The organism is Streptococcus bovimastitidis, from assembly GCF_001885095.1.
Lineage (GTDB): Bacteria > Bacillota > Bacilli > Lactobacillales > Streptococcaceae > Streptococcus > Streptococcus bovimastitidis.
Genome location: NZ_LZDD01000001.1, coordinates 175,083 through 197,822, shown reverse-complemented (window position 1 = coordinate 197,822; position 22,740 = coordinate 175,083). Strand labels below are relative to the sequence as shown.

The 22,740-nt window shown below is 38.4% G+C and carries 19 protein-coding genes; 6 read left to right on the top strand and 13 right to left on the bottom strand.

The window, feature by feature from the left end; genetic code table 11:
* Nucleotides 1-145: 145 nt before the first annotated feature.
* A complete protein-coding gene (gene metK / locus A9Q68_RS00965; RefSeq protein ID WP_071792794.1) occupies nucleotides 146-1,333 on the bottom strand; it encodes a methionine adenosyltransferase in 1,188 nt (395 codons plus the stop codon).
* A gap of 277 nt (nucleotides 1,334-1,610) precedes the next feature.
* Between metK and birA the strand changes: the two genes are divergently transcribed.
* Nucleotides 1,611-2,546 (top strand): bifunctional biotin--[acetyl-CoA-carboxylase] ligase/biotin operon repressor BirA, encoded by a 936-nt coding sequence (birA, locus tag A9Q68_RS00960; protein WP_071793703.1) that lies wholly within the window; start codon nucleotides 1,611-1,613, stop codon nucleotides 2,544-2,546.
* Here the strand turns inward: birA and A9Q68_RS00955 are convergent.
* From A9Q68_RS00955 to udk, 5 genes are all read right to left on the bottom strand, one after another.
* Entirely contained in the window at nucleotides 2,527-2,730 is a 204-nt protein-coding gene (locus A9Q68_RS00955; protein WP_071792793.1) for a DUF3272 family protein, read from the bottom strand. The two genes, birA and A9Q68_RS00955, sit on opposite strands and share 20 nt — an antisense overlap.
* A 108-nt stretch (nucleotides 2,731-2,838) precedes the next feature.
* Nucleotides 2,839-4,521, bottom strand: a complete 1,683-nt coding sequence (gene dnaX, locus A9Q68_RS00950) for a DNA polymerase III subunit gamma/tau (RefSeq protein ID WP_071792792.1) — start codon at nucleotides 4,519-4,521, stop codon at nucleotides 2,839-2,841.
* Entirely contained in the window at nucleotides 4,521-5,018 is a 498-nt protein-coding gene (locus A9Q68_RS00945) for a GAF domain-containing protein (RefSeq protein ID WP_071792791.1), read from the bottom strand. Before A9Q68_RS00945 ends, dnaX begins: the two co-directional genes overlap by 1 nt.
* A gap of 101 nt (nucleotides 5,019-5,119) precedes the next feature.
* Nucleotides 5,120-5,398, bottom strand: a complete 279-nt coding sequence (locus tag A9Q68_RS00940) for a DUF1294 domain-containing protein (protein ID WP_071792790.1) — start codon at nucleotides 5,396-5,398, stop codon at nucleotides 5,120-5,122.
* A gap of 1 nt (nucleotide 5,399) precedes the next feature.
* Entirely contained in the window at nucleotides 5,400-6,035 is a 636-nt protein-coding gene (gene udk, locus A9Q68_RS00935) for a uridine kinase (RefSeq protein ID WP_071792789.1), read from the bottom strand.
* A gap of 151 nt (nucleotides 6,036-6,186) precedes the next feature.
* Between udk and A9Q68_RS00930 the strand changes: the two genes are divergently transcribed.
* The gene (locus tag A9Q68_RS00930; RefSeq protein ID WP_071792788.1) at nucleotides 6,187-7,269 is read left to right on the top strand and encodes a DEAD/DEAH box helicase; all 1,083 of its coding nucleotides are present in this window, start codon (nucleotides 6,187-6,189) and stop codon (nucleotides 7,267-7,269) included.
* A 66-nt stretch (nucleotides 7,270-7,335) separates the two neighbouring features.
* Here the strand turns inward: A9Q68_RS00930 and A9Q68_RS00925 are convergent, their stop codons facing one another.
* The 4 genes from A9Q68_RS00925 to A9Q68_RS00910 form a co-directional block, all read right to left on the bottom strand.
* Nucleotides 7,336-8,628, bottom strand: coding sequence for a polysaccharide deacetylase family protein (locus A9Q68_RS00925; protein ID WP_071792787.1), 1,293 nt, complete (start codon nucleotides 8,626-8,628; stop codon nucleotides 7,336-7,338).
* A 206-nt stretch (nucleotides 8,629-8,834) separates the two neighbouring features.
* Nucleotides 8,835-10,262 (bottom strand): NADP-dependent glyceraldehyde-3-phosphate dehydrogenase, encoded by a 1,428-nt coding sequence (locus tag A9Q68_RS00920; protein ID WP_071792786.1) that lies wholly within the window; start codon nucleotides 10,260-10,262, stop codon nucleotides 8,835-8,837.
* A gap of 153 nt (nucleotides 10,263-10,415) precedes the next feature.
* A complete protein-coding gene (gene ptsP / locus A9Q68_RS00915; protein WP_071792785.1) occupies nucleotides 10,416-12,149 on the bottom strand; it encodes a phosphoenolpyruvate--protein phosphotransferase in 1,734 nt (577 codons plus the stop codon).
* Nucleotides 12,150-12,153: 4 nt separating this feature from the next.
* Nucleotides 12,154-12,417 (bottom strand): phosphocarrier protein HPr, encoded by a 264-nt coding sequence (locus tag A9Q68_RS00910; RefSeq protein WP_000146945.1) that lies wholly within the window; start codon nucleotides 12,415-12,417, stop codon nucleotides 12,154-12,156.
* A gap of 530 nt (nucleotides 12,418-12,947) precedes the next feature.
* Here A9Q68_RS00910 and nrdH point away from each other — a divergent pair.
* The 4 genes from nrdH (at nucleotide 12,948) to A9Q68_RS00890 (ending at nucleotide 17,832) form a co-directional block, all read left to right on the top strand.
* On the top strand, nucleotides 12,948-13,166 hold the full coding sequence (gene nrdH / locus A9Q68_RS00905; RefSeq protein ID WP_071792784.1) for a glutaredoxin-like protein NrdH: 219 nt from the start codon (nucleotides 12,948-12,950) through the stop codon (nucleotides 13,164-13,166).
* 17 nt (nucleotides 13,167-13,183) lie between these two features.
* Entirely contained in the window at nucleotides 13,184-15,343 is a 2,160-nt protein-coding gene (nrdE, locus tag A9Q68_RS00900; RefSeq protein ID WP_071792783.1) for a class 1b ribonucleoside-diphosphate reductase subunit alpha, read from the top strand.
* Between the two features lie 156 nt (nucleotides 15,344-15,499).
* Nucleotides 15,500-16,459 (top strand): class 1b ribonucleoside-diphosphate reductase subunit beta, encoded by a 960-nt coding sequence (gene nrdF, locus A9Q68_RS00895; protein WP_071792782.1) that lies wholly within the window; start codon nucleotides 15,500-15,502, stop codon nucleotides 16,457-16,459.
* Nucleotides 16,460-16,587: 128 nt separating this feature from the next.
* Entirely contained in the window at nucleotides 16,588-17,832 is a 1,245-nt protein-coding gene (locus A9Q68_RS00890; RefSeq protein WP_071792781.1) for a chloride channel protein, read from the top strand.
* A 154-nt stretch (nucleotides 17,833-17,986) separates the two neighbouring features.
* Here A9Q68_RS00890 and A9Q68_RS00885 read toward each other — a convergent pair whose 3' ends face one another.
* From A9Q68_RS00885 to alaS, 3 genes are all read right to left on the bottom strand, one after another.
* Nucleotides 17,987-19,162, bottom strand: a complete 1,176-nt coding sequence (locus tag A9Q68_RS00885) for a pyridoxal phosphate-dependent aminotransferase (RefSeq protein WP_071792780.1) — start codon at nucleotides 19,160-19,162, stop codon at nucleotides 17,987-17,989.
* A gap of 9 nt (nucleotides 19,163-19,171) precedes the next feature.
* Nucleotides 19,172-19,954, bottom strand: coding sequence for a carbon-nitrogen family hydrolase (locus A9Q68_RS00880; RefSeq protein WP_071792779.1), 783 nt, complete (start codon nucleotides 19,952-19,954; stop codon nucleotides 19,172-19,174).
* Between the two features lie 159 nt (nucleotides 19,955-20,113).
* A complete protein-coding gene (gene alaS / locus A9Q68_RS00875; protein WP_071792778.1) occupies nucleotides 20,114-22,732 on the bottom strand; it encodes an alanine--tRNA ligase in 2,619 nt (872 codons plus the stop codon).
* Nucleotides 22,733-22,740 lie beyond the last annotated feature (8 nt).

Here is a 22,740-nt window from a genome sequence, read left to right as displayed (position 1 = left end):
TTTTATTTTATCATAATTTAATGAGCAATACAAATAGCTTGAATGGGCAAACCGTTTCGAAATAGTCCTTAAAAGGCTATTTGGGCGTAAAAAAAGATGGACAAGACTGTCCATCTTTATAAAAAATTAAAATTGTAACAAAAATTTAACCAAGTAAGGCTTTCAATTGCTCCACCTTGTCCGTTTTTTCCCATGGTAAATCAATGTCAGTCCGACCCATATGTCCATATGCAGCTATTTGCTTATAAATAGGTCTCTTTAAATCAAGCATTTTGATGATACCAGCAGGACGGAGATCAAATAATTCTCTTACTACTGCTTCAATGCGCCCCTCTTCAACAGTTGCCGTATTGAAGGTATCGATTCTAACAGACACAGGCTGGGCAACACCGATAGCATATGCTAATTGCACTTCAGCTTTTCGAGCTAGTCCAGCAGCAACAATATTTTTGGCAATGTAGCGAGCTGCGTAAGATGCGGAGCGATCCACTTTAGTGGCATCTTTACCAGAAAATGCTCCACCTCCGTGACGTGAATAACCACCGTAAGTATCAACAATAATTTTGCGACCGGTCAAACCAGAATCCCCTTGAGGTCCTCCAATAACGAAACGGCCAGTTGGATTAATAAAGAAGCGGGTTTGCTCATCTAATAATTTAGCTGGAATAACCGCTTTTACCACTTGTTCAATCACATCCTGACGAATTTGCTCATTAGTCACATCAGGGTCATGTTGAGTGGAAATAACGACAGTATCCACGCGCACTGGTTGGTCAGCTTCATCGTACTCAACAGTAACTTGCGATTTAGCATCTGGACGCAAATAAGAAATTGCACCTGATTTTCGTAAATCAGCTAATTTTTTAACCAATTTATGTGATAGTGAGATTGGTAAAGGCATCAATTCTGGAGTTTCATCGATAGCAAAACCAAACATTAAGCCTTGGTCTCCAGCACCGATCATGTTCAAATCATCTGCTTGTCCCTCACGCGCCTCAAGAGCTTCATTAACACCCATGGCAATATCAGCTGATTGTTCCACTAAAGATGGATGCACACCAACAGCATTAGCCGAAAAACCATATTCGGCTTCTGTGTAGCCAATTTCAGCAATGGTATCACGAACAACTCGGTTAATATCAACATAAGCTTTGGTAGAAATTTCCCCAAAAACATGAACTGAACCAGTGTAAACAACTGTTTCTGCTGCCACATGGGCATCAGGATCCTCAGTAAGAATAGCATCTAAAATGGCATCAGAAATTTGATCGGCAATCTTGTCAGGATGCCCTTCTGATACAGATTCAGACGTGAATAATTTACGTTCTGACATAAAAATGTCCCCCTTTTAAAATAATAAAAGCTTACCAGTTTTGTTCTGGTAATATCAATTCGGCCAAATGCACAATGCATAACAACCTTGTCGAGTTAAAAAGTTACAAAGAACCAGAATCACTTCTGCCTTTTCGGGACTCATTAACTTTACTATTATATCATTTTATGACTGTTTGGCTAGAGCCATTTTTGCCTTATCAATCTAGAGTCTAAAGAAACAGTAGAAAGCCAAGGAATGAACTTGAAAATTCCTTGAAATGTACTATACTAGAAGCATGAAAACATCAGAAAAAATATATACACTACTAGCCCAAAATCAGGATTTTGTCAGCGGTGAACTCTTAGCAGAGAAGTTGGATTTATCCAGAACATCCATTTGGAAAGCCATCAAAACCTTAGAAAATCAAGGTCTTCAGATTGAGAAATCTAAAGTCAAAGGATATAAACTCCTGGGGGGTGATATCCTACTAGCAGAAAGCATTAGCCAAGAAGTCGGCTTTCCAGTTACCTTAATGGAAACAAGCTATTCTACTCAACAAGATGCCAAAGATAATATCGCCCAAAATGGGGTAACACCACAACTCTTTTTGGCGCCAAGTCAGACAAAAGCTAAAGGCCGGATGAATCGCGACTTCTTTGCCTCAGAAACTGGTGGCATTTACATGTCCCTTCACCTCCGCCCCAATGTCACTTACGACCATCTACTGCCTTATACCCTGATTGCCGCTTCCAGTATTGTCAAAGCCATCTCCCGTTTGACAGGCATCGAAACAGAAATCAAATGGGTTAATGACATCTATTTAGGGCAAAAAAAAATAGCCGGCATCATCACAGAAGCCATAACTTCTGTTGAAACCGGACTAATTACTGATGTGATAATCGGCATTGGCCTTAACTTCAATATCCCTGAGTTCCCGACAGAAATTTCAGCCAAGGCTGGCTCTCTTTTCCAGGGCCATGCCCCAATCAGCCGTAACCAATTGATTACAGAAATATGGAAACTCTTCTTTGAAATCCCCGTCAAGGACCACTTAAAGGTTTATAAAGAAAAATCTTTAGTCCTTGGCAAACAAGTCACTTATATCGAAAATGACAAAACCATTCAAGCCCAAGCTATTGATATCACAGACCAAGGTCACCTCATTGTCAAACTGGCAGATAAGCAAGAAAAGATACTGAGCAGCGGTGAAATTAGTCTTTCTTCTTGGTAACCTTAGTCGCTTTCAAAATCGACTGAGTGAATTTTTGGATATTATAAGCCTTACGCAAATCTCTAACTAGGAGAAAGCCCCAAAAAGTCGCAAAAAGGTAATCCCCCGACATCAAAGCATCATTGAAAAAATAAGTTTCAAAAGCACAAATAAAAGTAATAATGATAAATTGTCTAATTGTCATATTGGTATTCTATCATAAAAAGAGAATGGGGTCTTCTGAACTGCCCCTCAAAAGTTAGAAAAAAAAACTAACTCTTGGGGACTAGTTCACTTCCGCCCATCTCTTTTTTTAATCTTCTGTTGTTTTAATTTTATCCATTAAAAAGTCAAAACCTTCCGGGATTTCAGTCACCGACTTTTCCTCAACCATTTCCTGCGACTGCGATTTCATCTGTTTAGCAAATTCGCTTCGGATATGATTAAAATCAGCTCGAGGAACAGCCAAGATATTTGGTGAAAAACCAGCTGCTTTACTCATTATATTGCCAAAAATATCATTTAAATCTTTTCGATTCATGGCTTGTTCAGCATTAAAGGCAGCTTCAAAGGCAAGAATGGCATTCTCACCATTAGCTAAAACAGGTTCTGACCCTAAAAGTAAGGCCCGATCTTGGGCTGAAATCGAATCTAGGATTTCATTCCAAACTGATTTTAAGGATTCTAAATATTGTCGTGATTTCTCACTATCTTGAACCGTTTCTTCCATGATGGTCAAGATTTTTTGACGATCCACCTTGTAGGTGAAGGATTGACGACTCTTAACAGCTCTAACCGGACTTGAGGACTGGCTTGTTCCCTGAAGTCCCTGAGATTCCATTTTCTCAATGGATTCTTTTAGCAGCGCTACTTCGGTCCTGAGACTTTCTAACTGGACCACCAAATCTGGCGATGCTTCTAGGCTGCTGACCTCGTCAGGATTCGCCAAAGCAATAGTCATCATTTCCGCATAAATGCGAGGATGAGACCCTTTTTTAATTTCCGGCAAATAATGGGTAATGGTCGCAATCATGGCAAAAATTTCCTGGCTATTGAGTTGCAGGTTATCTTGAAAATGCTGAGACTGGAAGTACAAATCCGAGCCAGCTTTAGCCAAAAGGAGATCTCTCAAATAGGTTAATAAGTCAGTAGCAAAACGACTCATGCTCTTGCCATTTTCGAAAATAGTGGCCAGTTGAGCAAGGGCTTCTTGAGCATTCTTTTGTTTAATCTCAAAAACATAAGTATCCAGTGCCGCTAAGCTAATTGAACCTGTGATCTCTTCAGCAATGGCCAAATCCACTTGGTCCTCAGAAGATAAACTGAGAGCCTGATCCAAAATGGACAAGGCATCACGCATACCACCCTCAGCACGGCGGGCAATTAAATCTAGAGCTCCCTCTTCATAAGGAATGTCTTCTATCTCTAAAATCCAAGCCATGTGATTGGCAATATCATTTTGTTTGATAGACTTGAACTCAAAGCGTTGGACCCGAGATAAGATGGTCGCTGGAATTTTGTGAAGTTCTGTTGTTGCTAAAATAAAGACAACATTTTCAGTCGGTTCTTCCAAGGTTTTCAAGAGGGCATTAAAGGCTCCCGTTGATAACATGTGAACCTCATCAATGATGTAAACTTTATAGGTGGCACGACTTGGAGCATAGGTCGATTTATCCCGAATGTCGCGAATTTCATCGACACCGTTATTTGAAGCGGCATCGATTTCAATGACATCCTCTAAACTACCATTGGTAATATCATGACAGATATCACAGTTATTACATGGTTCCCCATCCACTTGGTTCGGACAGTTCATGGCCTTGGCAAAAATTTTAGCAGCCGATGTTTTCCCTGTTCCTCTTGGTCCAGAGAAAAGGTAAGCGTGGCTAATTTTCCCGCTGGCTACTGCTTGTTTCAAGGTTGTCGATACGACTTTTTGCCCAACCATTTCGGAAAAAGTCTGACTGCGATATTTTCGATATAGGGCTTGATACATTAGCTTTCAACTCCAAACATTTCAAAATTAAAGCGGCTAGCTTGGACTAAGATTTCCAAAAAGGCTTCCAAATACTGTTTATCCACCTGATCATAATCGTCAACCAATTCAGAATCCAAATCAAGAACACCTAATAACTTCTGATTCTTAAAGATGGGGATGACGATTTCACTACGGGCCTTGGAATCACAGGAAATATAATTGGCATGTTTGGTAACATCCGCAACAATTAAAGTCTTTTCTTCCAAAGCAGCCTGACCACAAACACCTTTACCTAAAGGGATATGGACACAGGAAACGCCTCCTTGAAAGGGACCTAAAATTAATTCTTGACCATCAAATAAGTAAAAACCGGTAAAGACCGAGTTTGGCAAGGTGGTCATTAATAAAGCACTGGCATTTGATAGATTAGCCAAGGCATTGCTTTCATTAGCAAACAGGGCTTTTGCCTGTTCAATCATTAATTGATAATTCATTTCTTTAATGGTCATATTCATTGTTCTATTATATCATACCTTGCCTTTTTCTTTAAGATTTACTTTTCTCACCAAGAGCAAGTAAAAAGCCAAGACATATAGCCCTGGCTTGCTCTGCTATTCTATTTTTGGAAAAAATAAACATAAATATAATAGGCTGCTACAAAGATAATTGCAATGCCTAGATACCAAGAAACTTGGAAGTACCATTTTTGAGTCTTATGATGGAAAAGTTTGCCACCTAAAAGTGCACCGAAACCGCCAAAGAAAAGGGCTGAAAGAATCAATGTCCGTTCTGAAATACGCCATTGGTCCTTTATAGCTTTGCGCTTGTCAATGCCGTATAAGGCAAAAACAACAATGTTCCATGTTAATAATATACTTAAAAGGGCGATGACCATCTTACTCTCCTTGGTGTTCTGCTAGGATACTAGCAATTTTAGTATTGATTAAATCAATAGCGACAACATTACTTACCCCTTCAGGCACAATAATATCAGCATAACGTTTACTTGGTTCAATAAATTGGTGGTACATTGGCTTAACAACTGTCGTATATTGCTCAATAATACTATCTAAACTTCGACCACGTTCCATCATATCGCGTTTAATCCGACGGATAATCCGGATATCATCATCCGTATCAACAAATAATTTGATATCCATTAATTCACGCAAACGTTCATCTTCTAATACAAGAATCCCTTCAACGATAATAACATCTTGGGGCTCTTGTCTAAAAGTCTTATCACTTCTGGTATGAGCTTTGTAGTCATAAACCGGAATATCGACTGGACGACCTTGCAACAATTCTTTTAATTGCTCAATCATAAAATCTGTCTCAAAAGCCAGTGGGTGGTCATAGTTAGTTTTGACACGTTCTTCAAAACTGAGATGAGCCTGATCTCGGTAATAAGAGTCATGTTGAATCATGGCAATACGAGCATTTGGAAAACTATCCAAGATTGCTCTGGATACACTCGTTTTTCCGCCTCCAGAACCACCTGTTACACCGATAATAATGGGTTTCTTGTGCATGTGTTACTCCGTCTCTAAAAGTCTTCGGTATATTTTACCAAATTTCCCATCAATTTGCTATCTATTCTGATTAATAAATAGTAGACTGGCATTTTTAGGAACTTAGGCTTTTTCATGCTATAATGGAAGTATTAAAGATAAAGGAATACACATGATTACTAAATTACCCCAAATCTGGCAAGATCAACTATTAGAACGCCAATTTAATCATTTTACAGCAATTCAAGAAGCTGTTTTTCAACCTATCTTGAATGGTCAAAATATCTTAGGAATTAGTCCAACAGGAACAGGAAAAACCTTGGCTTATCTTCTTCCAAGCCTCTTAAAGATTGAGTCGAAAAAAGCACAACAGCTCTTAATTTTAGCCCCAAACACCGAGTTAGCTGGACAAATTTTCGAAGTGACAAAAGAATGGGCAGAGCCACTAAACCTAGTTGCTCAACTCTTTATTTCTGGAACTAGTCAAAAACGTCAAATTGAACGCTTAAAAAAAGGGCCACAAATAATTATTGGAACACCTGGCCGGGTCTATGAATTAATTCAACATAAAAAAATTAAGATGATGAATGTAGACACCATCATTCTAGATGAATTTGATGAGCTCTTGGGTGATTCACAATTCCGCTTTGTTCAAAAAATAACTCACCATGTTCCTCGTGACCATCAAATGATTTATATGAGTGCAACTGATAAAGTCTCTAAAGATGTCCTCGAAACAGGCACTCAGACCATTGACTTAACAGGAGAAGGTTTAAGTAATTTAGAACACTTTTATATTCAAGTTGACAAAAGAGATCGTCTTGATCTTTTACGTAAATTTGCTAATATTCCTGATTTTAGAGCCTTAGTCTTTTTTAACAGTCTCTCTGATTTAGGTGCAACTGAAGAAAAATTACAATTTATGGGTACTAATGCGGTATCACTCGCCAGTGATGTCAATGTTAAATTCCGCAAAACCATTTTAGAAAAATTCAAAAACCATCAAATCCCCTTATTATTGGCTACCGATTTAGTGGCCCGTGGAATTGATATCGACCAATTAGAATATGTTATTCAGTTTGAAGTTGCTCGTGACAAAGAGAATTATACGCACCGAGCGGGTAGAACTGGTCGTATGGGTAAAGCAGGTAGTGTTATCACCTTAGTTAACCATCCTGAAGATATCAAAAAACTGAAAAAATTTGCTCAGGTTTCTGAACTAACTTTACGAAATCAAGAATTAATAAGAAAATAAAAGTTAACCCCCGAAAAAAGTGAGTCTAGGATAGAATATCCCAGACTCACTTTTCTTACTGTTGACTTAACTATGTCCCATTAACTGACTAACAGTAACACACTTATAGCCTTCTTTTTTCAAATATTCTAAAATCGTCGGTAGGGCATCGACCGTCGTTTTATGTATATCATGCATCAGAATGACACCACCAGGTTGCAATTGATTTTTGATATTTGCCATCATGGCTTGGGTATTGTGATTATCCCAATCCCTTGTATCTACAGTCCAAAGCATCTGATTCATGGCTGCTGCTTTTTTGACAACTTCATTTGTCGCACCATAAGGTGGTCTTAAATAAAGAGGTTTTTGTCCACAAGCCTTAGCAATGGCATCATTAGTAGATTGAACTTGATTTTGAATTTGCTCTGGAGCAAGTTTGGTTAGATTAGGATGGTCCCAGGAGTGATTCCCAATTTCATTTCCATTATCATGTACTTTTTTGACAAGTTCCTGATTTGCTACGACTTTAGATCCTAGCATAAAGAAAGTTGCTTTTGCCCCATATTTAGCTAATAATTCTAATACTCGAGGGGTTGTCTCCGGATTTGGTCCATCATCAAAAGTTAGAGCTACCATTTTTTCGTGAGCAACTTTTGCTGCTGCTTCTTCTTTTTTCTTCTCTTGATAAGCTTCATAGGCACGGTTTGTTTTTCCACTTAAAAAGCTAGGGTTAATAACGTCAAATAGATTTTGGAATGGTATCTCTTTTTTATCCTGGACAACAATACCATTATCATCTATTTTAAGGGAATCACTTAAAACACCATTTTTCTCTGTTAGATTACCTGTAAGTGTTGGATCAAATACAGTTTCTGGATCTAATTTATTAATTTCCTCAGCTATCCGGTCTATATGACCATTAACCAAATCTGTCACTCGAAATTGCTGATAGTCATTGGTGACATGATAGCTACTGATAACCTTGTCAGATTTCTTAGTCACTTTTAAGAATCCCTTGCGATAAGTTACTTGATGAATACTAGCTCGTTTAACATTTTTCAAGGTACTTTTAGTGAATTTCGGGATGATCAGAACAAATTCAGAATCTGATCTTTTCTCTTTATATAATGATAGTGGTAAATTTCCTTGGTAAAAATCGGCATTATTTTTTAAGGGAGCATAATAGTAAAAGTCAACATTTCCTTGTTTTATAATTTCTAATGACTGATAGGCTCCTTCTTCTTTTAAGACTCTTTTCTCTTGCCTAATAACCTTATGAATTCGGTCTTGAATATATCTTTCATGAAAAAGAAATGCTGAAAGACTTAATCCCAAAATGAGAAAAAGTGTCATGATTATATATGAAAGTTTCTTCATTGTTTCTCCTTATAAAACTGTACCATTAGTTTAACACAAGAATCCCAAAAAAGAAATGAATATTCCAAATTTTATCATCAGAAAATTATTAAATTATAAAAAAATTAATAAAATAACCTTTAGTTGTCAAAAAAAAAACTAACTAATCCGAAAAGGGAATAACTAGTTTTTAATAAACTTATTTTTATATCAACTTCAATACTTGATTATGCAATGTCAAAAACAATTGATTTTAAGTTGGTCATAGCATCGATTGAGTATTTAACACCTTGAACGCCTGCACCAGATTTCTTAGCTCCTAAGAATGGGAAGTTATCTGTACCACGTTGGGTTTTGTTGTTAAGATGAACTGTTCCAACTTCCAATTGCTCTGCAATAGCAAAGGCATTAGGGAAATTATTTGTAAAGACAGAAGCTTGCAAACCATATTCTGAAGCATTTGAAATTTCGATAGCTTCTTCAACAGATTTAACACGGATGAATGGTAAGACTGGTCCAAATGGTTCTTCCCAAGCTAAACGCATATCAGTCGTCACATTATCAAAGACTACTGGTGAAATCAAATTATCTTCACGTTTGATTTCAGTTAAGGCTTTGGCACCTTTGTCAGTTGCGTCATTAATCAGACCTTCAACAAAATCAGCCGCTTTTGTATCAATCAATGGAGTGATATCAGCATTATCAGCTGGCATACCGACAGATAATTTAGAAACAAGGTCACAAACATGTTTTTCAAGATCATCCGCAACTGAATCCATTACTAATACACGTTTAACAGCTGTACAACGTTGTCCTGAATAACCAAAGGCACCTGCAACGATATTTTTTGCTGCTAATGCTAAATCAGCATCTTCTAGAACAATCGCAGAGTCTTTACCACCAAGTTCTAACATGATTGGGCGCATACCTGCCAATTGACCAATCCGTTCTCCAACTGGAGTTGAACCTGTAAAGTTGATGAAGTTAACAGCTTCATGTTCTACAATGTAGTCACCAATGACTGAACCACGTCCTGTAATTGTGTTAAAGACACCAGCAGGTACACCAGCTTCAGCAAATACTTCAGCTAATAAAAGTCCAGAAATTGAACCTTGTGTTGGTGGTTTAAGGGCTACAACATTACCAGCGATAAGAGCTGGAGCAATTTTAGAACCCGCTAAATTGATTGGGTAGTTAAATGGTGAAATAGCCAAAACGAGACCAACAGGTTCATGACGAACAATTGCAATTTTTTTCTTGCTTGATGCTTCAAAACTTCCGCCTTCAAGTACTTCACCTTCCATACGGATACCTTCTTCAGCAGCATAGTTGATAATCTCAGCTGTACGAACAACTTCGCTTACTGCTGCTTTATGACCTTTAGCAACTTCTTTTGAAAGAACCGCACCAATTTTTTCAGCATCACGAACTAGGATATCCGCTGCTTTGTGTAAAATTGCTGCTCGTTCAACATAAGATAGTTCACGCCATACTGGAAAAGCTTTTTTAGCAGATTCATAGACGAAGTCTACTTCTTCTGTAGACATGGCAGGTACAGAGCCGAGTTCTTCCCCTGTAGCCGGAGCATAGATTTTGATTTCATTTTCAGAAAGTTTCCACTCTCCGTTGACAAGATTTTTATACTGTTTAGTCAATTTACTTATCTCCTTTTTAGATAATACAACTATTCTATCACTTTTTCAGGATATTTCAATCTTCTGATATGATAATTGTCAGAAGATTATAAAAACTTTATACTTCAAATAGTTGAGTACATAAAAAGAAGTTGGTTTCCCAACTCCTTATAATTAAGCTTCTGGTAGATATACTTTTGCTAACTCAAGTACTTCTTCAGCTGTTGAGCATTCAGTTAAAGCACGTTGTGCGTATTCACGCATTTTAGCTGTATCTAAAGTTTTCATTAAGCTACGTGTCCGTAATACAGATGTAGCTGACATAGAGAATTCATCTAAGCCCATACCCACAAGTAATGGAACAGCTTGTTGATCTCCTGCCATTTCGCCACACATACCAGCCCATTTACCTTCAGCATGTGCTGATTTAATTACGTTGTTGATTAAACGTAGGATTGATGGGTTATATGGTTGGTAAAGGTATGATACTTGTTCGTTCATACGGTCAGCAGCCATTGTGTATTGAATTAAGTCGTTTGTTCCAATTGAGAAGAAGTCAACTTCTTTAGCAAATTGGTCAGCCAACATTGCCGCTGCAGGGATTTCAATCATGATACCAACTTGGATGTCATCGGCAACTGCGATACCTTCTGCTTCAAGTTTAGCTTTTTCTTCATCGAAGACAGCTTTTGCTGCACGGAATTCTTTCAAAAGTGCAACCATTGGGAACATGATACGAAGTTGTCCGTGAACAGATGCACGTAATAAAGCACGCATTTGTGTACGGAACATAGCATCCCCTGTTTCAGAAATTGAGATACGAAGCGCACGATATCCCAAGAAAGGATTCATTTCTTTAGGAAGGTCAAAGTATGGTAACTCCTTATCACCACCGATGTCCATTGTACGAACCACAACTGGTTTGCCATTCATTCCTTCTAAAACAGCTTTATAAGCTTCATATTGTTCATCTTCAGTTGGGAAATCTTGTGAATCCATGTAAAGGAATTCTGTACGATAGAGACCAACTGCTTCAGCACCATTATCGTTGACTCCTTCAACGTCTTTTGGTGTTCCAATATTGGCTGCTAATTCAAAATGTTTGCCATCAGCAGTTACTGTTTCAGCATCTTTTAAGAGAGCCCATTCTGCTTTTTGTTTAGCATAAGCTGCACCAGCTTCTTTAAAGGCAACAATTTGTTCTTCACTTGGGTTGATGATAACTTCACCAGTAATCCCGTTAACGGCAACCATGTCTCCATCATTAACACGTTTTGTGATATCGTTTGTTCCTAAAACAGCAGCAATTTCAAGTGTACGTGCCATGATAGCAGAGTGACTTGTACGACCACCGATGTTAGTAACAAAAGCTTTAACAAATTGTTTATTTAATTGAGCAGTATCTGAAGGTGTCAAGTCATGTGCAATGACGATTGATTCTTCATTGATAGTCGCTGGGTTAGGTAACTTAACGCCTAAAAGGTGTGCTAAGACACGTTTGGCAACGTCTTTAATATCCGCTGCACGTTCTTGCATGTATGGGTTATCTTCCATTCCTTCAAAGATAGTGATGAACATATCAGTCACTTCTTTAAGACCAGTTTCTGCATTGGTTTGTTTTGCACGAATGGTTTCTTTGATTTGGTTGATCATTTCAGGGTCAGACAAGACCATCAAATGGGCATCAAAAACAGAAGCCGCTTCTTCGCCTAAGCTTTCTACTGCTTTCTCACGGATAACAGAAAGCTCGTCTTGTGAAGCTTGTAATGCTACATCAAGGCGAGCTTCTTCTGCGTTTGTATCTTCGACTGTAACAGTCTCAAATGACAAATCCGGTTGAACTAGTAGATATGCTTTAGCAACAGCAACACCATCAGAGGCTGCAATTCCATTAAGCATTTCTGTCATAGTTTTATGCCAATCCTTCTTTAGTCATTGTTTCTTCGATAGCTGCGATAGCGTCATCAGCGTCAGCACCTTCAGCTGAAATAGTAACATCAGCACCTTGACCAACACCTAGGCTCATTACGCCCATGATTGATTTCAAGTTTACAGCTTTACCTTTATAGTCTAAAGTGATATCTGAAGCAAATTTGCTAGCTGTTTGAACTAGTAATGTAGCTGGACGTGCGTGAATTCCTGTTTCTGCAACAATGTGAAAATCTTTTGAAGCCATAGTATGGTTCTCCTTTTAATAGTTGTGTATTTTTGAGCCACCACATGGTAACCCTTACAATAACAAATTATAGCATATTGTCTTTTGGTTTTCAAGATTAAATCTTCTGACTAGCTAAAAGCTAATAAAATTTTCACAATATTTTCATTGCTTTCTTTTTACTTGTAAAGGCTACTTATTAAGTGTTGACTAAAAACACAGACATGTCTACAAGCAACATTTCTGAATTTTTCATTGATAATTTCACTATCTTTTACAATAAATAATCTCAATAATTTTGGGTATCGTAAGGGCATATTTAGACTAAAAAACTTATTTTTTAGAATATTCATACGTTTTTTTTAGGATTGTTTATCATAGATAATCTGATTAAGCCAGTCATTACCGCATCCATCACCCCTCTACACTATATATAGTGCTTTGTTTAAATATGCACCCCAAAATATTGTGTTTTTTTCGGGTAAAAACCTTGCATTTTATATCTAAATTCTATATGATATTAGAGTATTGAAAATTTGAAGGAGAAAATCATGATCACACTTTATTCTAAAAATAATTGTATGCAATGTAAAATGACCAAAAAATTCCTAGAGCAAAATGGTGCTACTTTCCAAGAAATTAATATCGATGAGCATCCTGAAAAAATTGATTATGTGAAAAGCCTTGGTTTTACAGCTGCTCCAGTTATCGAAAGTGACCAGATGGTTTTCTCTGGATTCCAACCTGCTAAACTAAAAGAAATTATTTAAGGATTAAGGAAGTTTTTATGAGTCTTAAAGATATTGGCGATATTTCTTATTTCCGCCTTAACAATGAAATTAATCGTCCCATTAATGGAAAAATTCCATTAAATAAGGATAAAGAAGCACTCAATGCTTTTTTCAAAGAAAATGTTATCCCAAATACAAAGCAATTTGCTTCTATTACGGATAAAATTAATTTTCTTATGGAAAATGACTATATCGAAAAAGCATTTATTAAAAAATATAAGCCTGAATTTATTGAAGAATTAGCTGCTATTATCAAAGCTGAAGATTTTCACTTTAAATCTTTCATGGCTGCCTATAAATTTTACCAACAGTATGCTTTAAAAACTAACGATGGTAACTACTACTTGGAAAGCCTTGAAGACAGGGTTATGTTCAATGCCCTTTACTTCGCTGATGGGAATGAAGAATTAGCAAAAGATCTTGCCATCGAGATGATTAATCAGCGCTACCAACCTGCTACGCCATCATTCTTGAATGCTGGTCGCAGCCGCCGTGGTGAATTAGTTTCTTGCTTCTTGATTCAAGTGACGGATGATATGAACTCCATTGGTCGTTCCATCAACTCTGCTCTGCAATTATCCCGAATCGGTGGTGGGGTAGGAATTACCTTATCCAACTTACGTGAAGCTGGAGCACCAATTAAGGGTTATGCAGGAGCAGCTTCTGGTGTGGTTCCAGTTATGAAACTTTTCGAAGATTCTTTCTCATACTCTAACCAACTTGGTCAAAGACAAGGGGCTGGGGTTGTGTACTTGAACATCTTCCACCCAGATGTTATCGCCTTCCTTTCAACTAAGAAAGAAAATGCTGATGAGAAAGTCCGTGTTAAAACCCTCTCACTTGGCTTAACAGTTCCTGATAAGTTCTATGAGTTAGCTCGAAATAATGAAGATATGTACCTCTTCAGTCCTTATGACGTAGAACGTGAATACGGAGTTGCCTTCAACTATATCGATATCACTGAAAAGTACGATGAGTTGCTTGCTAACCCTAAAATCACTAAGACTAAGATTCGCGCTCGGGACTTGGAAACTGAAATCTCTAAACTCCAACAAGAATCTGGTTACCCATACATCATCAACATTGACACTGCTAATAAAGCAAATCCAATTGATGGTAAGATTGTTATGAGTAATTTGTGCTCAGAAATCCTCCAAGTTCAAAAGCCAAGTGTCATCAATGACGCTCAAGAGTTCCTTGAATTGGGTACTGATATTTCATGTAACTTGGGTTCAACTAACATCCTTAACATGATGACATCACCAGACTTCGGTCGCTCTATTAAAGCAATGACACGCGCTTTAACTTATGTTACGGATTCTTCGCAAATTGAAGCTGTGCCAACTATCAAGAATGGAAATCAACAAGCCCACACCTTTGGTCTTGGGGCTATGGGTCTACACTCCTTCTTAGCACAAAATCACATTGAATATGGAAGTCCTGAATCGGTAGAATTCACTGATATCTACTTCATGCTCATGAATTATTGGACCCTAGTGGAATCAAATAATATCGCCCGCGAACGTAAAACCACTTTTGTTGGCTTTGAGCATTCTAAATACGCGGACGGTACTTACTTTGATAAGTATGTGACTGGAAAATTTGTTCCCAAATCCGACTTGGTTAAAGGCCTCTTCAAGGATCATTTTATTCCTCAGGCAGCAGACTGGGAAGCTCTTCGCCAAGCTGTTCAAAAAGATGGTCTCTATCACCAAAACCGTTTAGCCGTAGCACCAAATGGTTCTATCTCATACATTAATGACTGCTCTGCTTCTATTCACCCAATTACTCAAAGAATTGAAGAACGTCAAGAGAAGAAAATTGGTAAAATTTACTACCCAGCTAATGGTTTGTCTACTGACACAATCCCATACTACACTTCTGCCTATGACATGGATATGCGTAAGGTCATTGATGTCTATGCCGCTGCGACAGAGCATGTGGATCAAGGCTTGTCATTAACCTTATTCTTACGTAGTGAACTGCCTAAGGAAATTTATGAATGGAAATCTGAAAGCAAACAAACAACACGTGACCTTTCAATTCTTCGTAACTATGCCTTTAATAAAGGGATTAAGTCAATCTATTATGTTCGCACCTTTACCGATGATGGTGAAGAAGTTGGCGCAAATCAATGTGAGTCTTGTGTTATCTAATCAAACATATGACATGTCAAGATTTATTCATTAATTAATAGGTAAATTAGAATTCAAATATAAACAATAAAAAATCGCCAGTAATCTACTCAAGAATGGGTTACTGGCTTATGATATGGTTTTTCATATCAACTACTCTTTAGGAGATCTTAAGAAATGACAACTTATTATGAAGCAATAAACTGGAATGAAATCGAAGATGTCATCGATAAATCCACATGGGAAAAATTAACCGAGCAATTTTGGCTTGATACACGTATCCCACTTTCAAACGACTTGGATGACTGGCGCAAATTGTCAGCTCAAGAAAAAGATTTAGTTGGTAAGGTCTTTGGTGGGCTTACTTTGCTAGATACTATGCAATCTGAAACTGGTGTCGAGGCTATACGTGCTGATGTCAGAACGCCGCATGAGGAAGCTGTCCTTAATAATATTCAGTTCATGGAATCTGTCCATGCCAAATCTTATTCTTCAATCTTTTCAACTTTAAACACTAAAAAAGAAATTGAAGAGATTTTTGAATGGACCAACAATAATGAATTCTTGCAGAAGAAAGCTAAAATCATTAACGAGATTTATGCAAACGGAGATGCCTTACAAAAGAAAGTTGCCTCAACATACCTAGAAACTTTCCTCTTCTACTCTGGCTTCTTTACTCCATTATATTACCTTGGTAACAACAAATTGGCTAACGTTGCTGAAATCATTAAATTGATCATTCGTGATGAATCTGTCCATGGAACCTATATTGGTTATAAATTCCAACTTGGTTTCAATGAACTTCCTGAAGATCAACAAGAAAGCTTCAGAGAATGGATGTATGATCTCCTTTATCAACTTTACGAAAATGAAGAAGATTACACTAAAACGCTTTATGATCAAGTTGGCTGGACTGAAGAAGTCATGACTTTCCTTCGTTACAATGCCAATAAAGCCTTGATGAACTTAGGACAAGACCCGCTATTCCCTGATACTGCTAACGATGTTAACCCAATCGTTATGAACGGTATTTCTACCGGTACATCTAACCATGACTTCTTTAGTCAGGTTGGTAATGGCTACTTGCTCGGTTCAGTAGAAGCTATGCAAGATGACGACTACACTATGGGACTTTAAAACAATATAACCAAAAAAGTTGAACAGATTGTTCAGCTTTTTTTAATTTATCAAAATTTTCTTTTATTCTTAAGCTTATATTAGAGCCTTAGCTTTCAAAGCCTAAAAGCTTTTGTTATAATGATATTATGAATAAATCTATTGAAAATCAGTTAAGGTGGCTCGCACTACTGCTCCTAACTGGAATAACAGCTGGCCTTGTTGCCAGCACCCTGACAGTTCTGATTCATGTCATTCAAACCTTGAGTTTCGGTAACCATACCGGTGCCTTTAGCTTAGAAATTGCTGATATTTCACCTTTCAGACGCTCTTTAGCGGTTATTTGTGCTGGATTGGTTGCTGCCTTTGGCTGGTATACTCTTAGCAAATACGGCAAACCCTTTTATACCATTAAGACCATTGTCCACAATCATAAAGAAATCCATCCCATGTCTCAATTTTTTCATGGTATCTTGCAATTAGTGACCGTCTCTATGGGTTCTCCTCTGGGCCGAGAAGGAGCATCCCGTGAAGTTTCGGTGGCTCTAACAGCCAGCTGGCTCCACTTTTTTCATCTGACCAAAGAAGAGATTAGCTTACTATTAGCCTGTGCTTCTGGAGCTGCACTCGGTGCCGTTTACAACGCCCCTCTTGCAACCCTTTTCTTTATTTTAGAAAACATTCTCCTCAAATGGTCCAAACGCAATTTTCTATCAGCAACCATCACATCCTTTATGGCCGTCTGGACAGTCCGTTTGATTTCCGGTAACGAAGTCCAATATTTCTTAAAACCCTTAAGCTGGAATCCCTATCTCTTTGTCTGGGCTTGCCTCTTTGGTTTCATCATTGCCATCATTATCTTTGCATACAAAGCGCTCCTCACTGCTATCCCTAAACGACATTTGGCTTCAAGTAAGTATATTTATATGGTTGTCGCCTCCTTCATGCTTGCCGCCCTTCTTTCTATTGCTTTTCCACAAATTCTAGGAAATGGCAAAGCAGGATTACTTTTTTTCCTACATGCCAAACAAGATTTACCCTATGCTAGTGGGTTACTAGTGGCAAAGGCTATCGCTGTCTATGTGACCTTTTACGCTGGAACCTATGGCGGAAAAATCGCACCATCCATGATGATGGGCGGTGGACTAGGCTTGTTAGCGGCTGCTCTCTGGAATAGTTTTTTGCCCAATATATCGATTGCCTTTGCAATTGTTATTGGAGCAGCTTTATTCCTAGCCATCATCAACAATATTCCCAATACCGCCATTTTCTTCCTGGTAGAAATTACTGGACAACCTCTTTGGAATGGACTACCCATCGCAACAGCTATTTTAGCCTCCTTGGCCTGTCAAAAATTAGCACAACAGATAATAAAAAAAAGACAGATCGGCTAGAAATATTTCTTAAATTTTTAAGAAATAGCTACTGTTTGATCTGTTTTTTCTTGTCATTTTTTAATCTGCGAAAAAGTAAAAATGGAACATCTCATAATTGCATTTTGAAAAAAATAGCCTTGTCAATTCTGAGATTGACAAAGCATTTTTTTTATTAAAATAAGTCTAGTTTAGCAATCCGTTCAACCGCTTCTTCTAGTCTTTCAGGATCTACTAAGAGGCCTATCCGAACATATTGATCGCCCGATTCCCCAAAGCCAATCCCTGGTGCAACAGCGACATGGGCCTTGTCTAATAAGAGATCAGCGAAGCTTTGACTCGTATAGCCTTTGGCGACGGGCATCCAGGCATAAAAGGAGCCCTTAGAGTCAAAGGCCTTCCAGCCAATTCTGTCAGCGGCAGCCACGAAGGCTTCTCGGCGTTGGTCGTAAAGTTTGTTTAAGTTCTTTACTGCCTGCGCTGATCGTCTATCCTCAAGAGCCTTAATCCCTGCTTCTTGGACTGCTGGGAAGACGCTAACGAATAAATGATCCTGTATCAGGTTGAGGGCTTCGATGATTTCAGCATTTCCAACCGCAAAAGCTAAGCGCCAACCTGCCATGTTAAAGGTTTTTGAGAAGGTATAGATCTCAATTCCAACTTCTTTACTGCCTGGTGTGCTAAGAAAACTTGGATTTTCAAAACCATCATATCCTAGGGCGCCATATGCAAAGTCGCTAATAATGGCAACTTCATATGTTTTAGCCCACGCCACCAACTCTTGATAAAATTCACTTGTCGCTACCGCACCTGTTGGGTTATTAGGATAGTTAAGAATCATCATTTTTGCTTTTCTGGCGACCTCTTCTGGAATAGCCTCCAAATCTGGTAAAAATTGATTTTCTTCTAGTAGTGGATAAGTCACAAAATCAGCTTTTCCTAAAGCAATTCCAGACAAATAATCAGGATAACCTGGATCTGGTAAGAGGATTAAATCACCAGGATTTGTTAGAGCCCACGGAAGTTCAACTAAACCAATTTTAGCACCACCTAGAACACAAACTTCTTGATTGGCATCCAGCTTAACGTCATATTCCTTCTGGTAGAAATTGACAATAGCTTCTTTAAAATTGCGATTGCCACGAAATTGAGAGTACTTATGTGTTTGAGGATTTTTAGCCGCCTCTACCAAGCCATCAACGATAAAATCATAGGTAGGTTGATCAGGATTACCTTGCCCTAAATTGATGACGTCGTGTCCCTCTGCTACTTTTGCATTCACTTTGGCTACGAGACTAGCAAAAAATTGTGGGGGAAGTGTTTTTAATAATTCTGATTGTTCAAATGACATGATTGCTCCTTACTTGTATAAATCTGGCCGTCTGTCCGTAAAAACTGGGATGATTCCTCGAACTTGATTGACTTGTTCAAGGTCTAAAGTGACAGTCTTAACGAGTTCCGTACCTTTTTCGTCTTTAAAGAGAAGGTCACCCATTGGATTAATAACCATTGAACGACCATTAAAATGATCATTAGGGCCTTTTCCGACGCGGTTAACAGCTACAACAAAAGCCTGGTTCTCAACAGCCCGAGCCCGTAAAAGAATTTCCCACTGGTCAATCCGGCTGTCTGGCCATTGGGCTGATACAAACAATATTTCCGCCCCTTGAGACATTTGTCTACGCACCCATTCTGGAAAGCGGATGTCATAACAAATCAGTTGAGAAACTCTGACATGGTCAATCTCAAATAGAGACTCTTGTTCACCAGCACTAATGTATTTATCCTCTGCCATTAAACCAAATAAATGGACCTTATCATAGTGATTGACGAGATGCCCTTTCCGATTAAAACTGTAAGCAGTATTATAAAAGCGGCTATCTCTTTCAACAGCAACTGATCCTGCAATGACATTGACATCATGTTTTTTAGCAAAATCCGACATTAAGGCAATTGTTTCTTGCCCCTGAAAATCAGCAATGTCTGATAATTCATTTAATGCATAACCGGTATTCCACATTTCAGGCAAGATGATGACATCAGGCTGATCTGTCATAGCCTTTTCCATCATGACCATAACCTTTTCCTGATTTTCAAGAGGACTTTTATAAATAACATCCATTTGGATAATCGAAACTTTCATAATATCTCATTTCTTTCAAGATTTTAAGAGTATTACTATTATAACAATAAAAAGTAAACTTAGCCTATTCTATCATCTTATTGCAAGCTATAAGAAAGACTAATAGCTAAATCATCAAAAAAAGTGAAAACAAAGAAGATTGTTTTCACTTTTCACTTATTATAAATTTTCAGAAACAGCTGCAAGTAAAGCAGAGATTTGACTTGCATCAGATCCACCGGCCATGGCCATATCTGGTTTACCACCACCACGACCTGAAACGATTGGTGCCAATACTTTAATCAAATTACCTGCATGGACTGATTTGTCTTTGCTTGCTACGAGGACATTGACTTTTTCACCGATTGAAGCTACTAAGACTAAAACATCTGAATAATCTTTTTGTTTCCAGTTATCAGCAAAGTTTCTAAGTGCCCCAGCATCTGAAACAGAAACTTCAGTGGCAATGTAAGTGTGGCCATTGGCTTCCTTAACATCTTTGAAGAGGTCGCCAGCTTGAGCAGCAGCAGCTTTTTCTTTCAGTTCAGCATTTTCTTTTTGCAAGTCACGTACTTGTTCAGAAAGACTAGCTACTTTGGCTGGTACTTCTTTCAATTGCGGAGCTTTTAAGTTAGCAGCAATTTCTTTAAGAGCGTCTTCACGTTGGCGGAAGGCCTCAAAAGCTTGCTGACCGGTCACAGCTAGAATACGACGTGTGCCAGAACCAATACCTTCTTCTTTGACAATCTTGAAAAGACCGATTTCAGAAGTATTTGACAAGTGCGTACCACCACAGAGTTCAACTGAGTAATCACCAATGGTAACAACACGAACAACCTTACCATATTTTTCACCAAAGAGGGCCATAGCACCCATTGATTTAGCTGTGTCAACATCTGTTTCGATGGTCTTAACAGCAATAGCATTCCAAATTTGTTGGTTGACTTCTTCTTCGATACGACGAAGTTTCTCAGCTGTTACTGCTTCAAAATGAGTGAAGTCAAAACGAAGGAATTCTTCTTCATTCAATGAACCAGCCTGTGTAGCATGGTCACCAATGATATTGTGAAGAGCAGCATGGAGTAAGTGAGTTGCCGTATGGTTTTTCTCAACTGCAAAACGACGTTTATGGTCAATTTCAAGGGTATAATCTGTATCTAGTGAAAGACTAGCCAAGACTTCAACGGTATGTAATGCTTGACCATTTGGTGCTTTTTGGACATCCAAGACTTTAGCTAGAATATCACCTGCAGCATTTTTAATCCAACCATGGTCAGCCACTTGTCCACCCATTTCAGCGTAGAATGGTGTGCGGTTGAAAACTAACAAGGCTTGACCTTCAGAAACCATTTCACTACGTTCATTATCGATAATAATGACTGAAAGTTTTGCTTCTAAAATTTCTTCTTCATATGAGAATTCAGAAACTTCTGTAATGCCCGCAAGAGTTTCATTTTGCATACCCATTGAACCACCTTTAACAACAGCCGCACGCGCACGATCTTGTTGTTCTTTCATAGCAGCTTTGAAGCCATCGTGGTCAATTTTATAACCTGCATCCTCTGCCATTTCCTCAGTTAATTCTACTGGGAACCCATAGGTATCGTACAATTTAAAGATGTCTTTACCTTCTAGAGTATCTTTACCTTCTTCTTTTAACTGCGCTAGCAATTGGTCCAAATGACCAGAACCTGCGTCGATGGTACGAGCAAAGGTTTCTTCTTCACGTTTGACGATTTTTTCGATGAAGTCGCGTTTTTCAAGAATTTCTGGGTAGTAAGATTCCATGATTTGACCAACCTTTACAACAAGTTTGTAAAGGAAAGTCTCTGTAATCCCTATACGACGTCCATGCATAACAGCACGACGAAGCAGACGGCGAAGAACGTAGCCACGACCTTCATTACCTGGAAGGGCACCATCACCAATAGCAAATGAAAGGGCACGAATATGGTCAGCAATAACTTTAAAGCTCATGTTATCGCCATCTTGGTCATAAGTCTTGCCAGAAAGTTTTTCAACTTCTTGAATAATCGGCATGAACAAGTCTGTTTCAAAGTTTGTTTTAGCCCCTTGCATAACTGCTACAAGACGTTCCAGACCAGCACCCGTATCAATGTTTTTGTTTGGAAGCTCTTTGTACTCAGAACGAGGAACCTCAGGATCAGCATTAAATTGTGATAAAACGATGTTCCAGATTTCAATGTAACGGTCATTTTCCAAGTCTTCTTCTAAAAGACGGATACCGATGTTTTCTGGGTCAAAAGCAGGGCCACGATCGAAGAAAATTTCAGTGTCCGGACCTGAAGGACCCGCACCAATTTCCCAGAAGTTTTCCTCTAAAGGAATTAAGTGACTTGGGTCTACACCCAAAGCAATCCAGCGGTTGTACGAATCCATATCTTCTGGATAGTAAGTCATGTAAAGTTTTTCTTGAGGGAAATCAAACCACTCTGGACTTGTTAAAAGTTCAAAGCCCCACTCAATAGCTTCATCACGGAAATAATCTCCGATTGAGAAGTTACCAAGCATTTCAAACATGGTATGGTGACGAGCAGTCTTACCTACATTTTCAATATCGTTAGTACGAATTGATTTTTGAGCATTGGTAATTCTTGGATTTTCAGGAATAACAGAACCGTCAAAATATTTTTTAAGGGTTGCAACACCTGAGTTAATCCATAACAAAGTTGGATCGTTGACAGGAACTAAATTGGCTGAAGGCTCAACAGAATGGCCTTTTGACTTCCAAAAGTCTAACCACATTTGGCGAATTTGTGCTGAACTTAATGATTTCATTTTTTTCT

Excerpts from the sequence above, each read along its gene's own strand:
- alaS (WP_071792778.1), bottom strand. The coding sequence starts at position 22,732 with ATGAAATCATTAAGTTCAGCACAAATTCGCCAAATGTGGTTAGACTTT.
- A9Q68_RS00930 (WP_071792788.1), top strand. The coding sequence starts at position 6,187 with ATGATTACTAAATTACCCCAAATCTGGCAAGATCAACTATTAGAACGC.
- metK (WP_071792794.1), bottom strand. The coding sequence starts at position 1,333 with ATGTCAGAACGTAAATTATTCACGTCTGAATCTGTATCAGAAGGGCAT.
- nrdF (WP_071792782.1), top strand. The coding sequence starts at position 15,500 with ATGACAACTTATTATGAAGCAATAAACTGGAATGAAATCGAAGATGTC.
- A9Q68_RS00945 (WP_071792791.1), bottom strand. The coding sequence starts at position 5,018 with ATGAATATGACCATTAAAGAAATGAATTATCAATTAATGATTGAACAG.
- A9Q68_RS00910 (WP_000146945.1), bottom strand. The coding sequence starts at position 12,417 with ATGGCTTCAAAAGATTTTCACATTGTTGCAGAAACAGGAATTCACGCA.
- nrdE (WP_071792783.1), top strand. The coding sequence starts at position 13,184 with ATGAGTCTTAAAGATATTGGCGATATTTCTTATTTCCGCCTTAACAAT.
- A9Q68_RS00880 (WP_071792779.1), bottom strand. The coding sequence starts at position 19,954 with ATGAAAGTTTCGATTATCCAAATGGATGTTATTTATAAAAGTCCTCTT.
- birA (WP_071793703.1), top strand. The coding sequence starts at position 1,611 with ATGAAAACATCAGAAAAAATATATACACTACTAGCCCAAAATCAGGAT.
- nrdH (WP_071792784.1), top strand. The coding sequence starts at position 12,948 with ATGATCACACTTTATTCTAAAAATAATTGTATGCAATGTAAAATGACC.
- ptsP (WP_071792785.1), bottom strand. The coding sequence starts at position 12,149 with ATGACAGAAATGCTTAATGGAATTGCAGCCTCTGATGGTGTTGCTGTT.
- A9Q68_RS00940 (WP_071792790.1), bottom strand. The coding sequence starts at position 5,398 with ATGGTCATCGCCCTTTTAAGTATATTATTAACATGGAACATTGTTGTT.
- dnaX (WP_071792792.1), bottom strand. The coding sequence starts at position 4,521 with ATGTATCAAGCCCTATATCGAAAATATCGCAGTCAGACTTTTTCCGAA.
- A9Q68_RS00885 (WP_071792780.1), bottom strand. The coding sequence starts at position 19,162 with ATGTCATTTGAACAATCAGAATTATTAAAAACACTTCCCCCACAATTT.
- udk (WP_071792789.1), bottom strand. The coding sequence starts at position 6,035 with ATGCACAAGAAACCCATTATTATCGGTGTAACAGGTGGTTCTGGAGGC.
- A9Q68_RS00955 (WP_071792793.1), bottom strand. The coding sequence starts at position 2,730 with ATGACAATTAGACAATTTATCATTATTACTTTTATTTGTGCTTTTGAA.
- A9Q68_RS00890 (WP_071792781.1), top strand. The coding sequence starts at position 16,588 with ATGAATAAATCTATTGAAAATCAGTTAAGGTGGCTCGCACTACTGCTC.
- A9Q68_RS00925 (WP_071792787.1), bottom strand. The coding sequence starts at position 8,628 with ATGAAGAAACTTTCATATATAATCATGACACTTTTTCTCATTTTGGGA.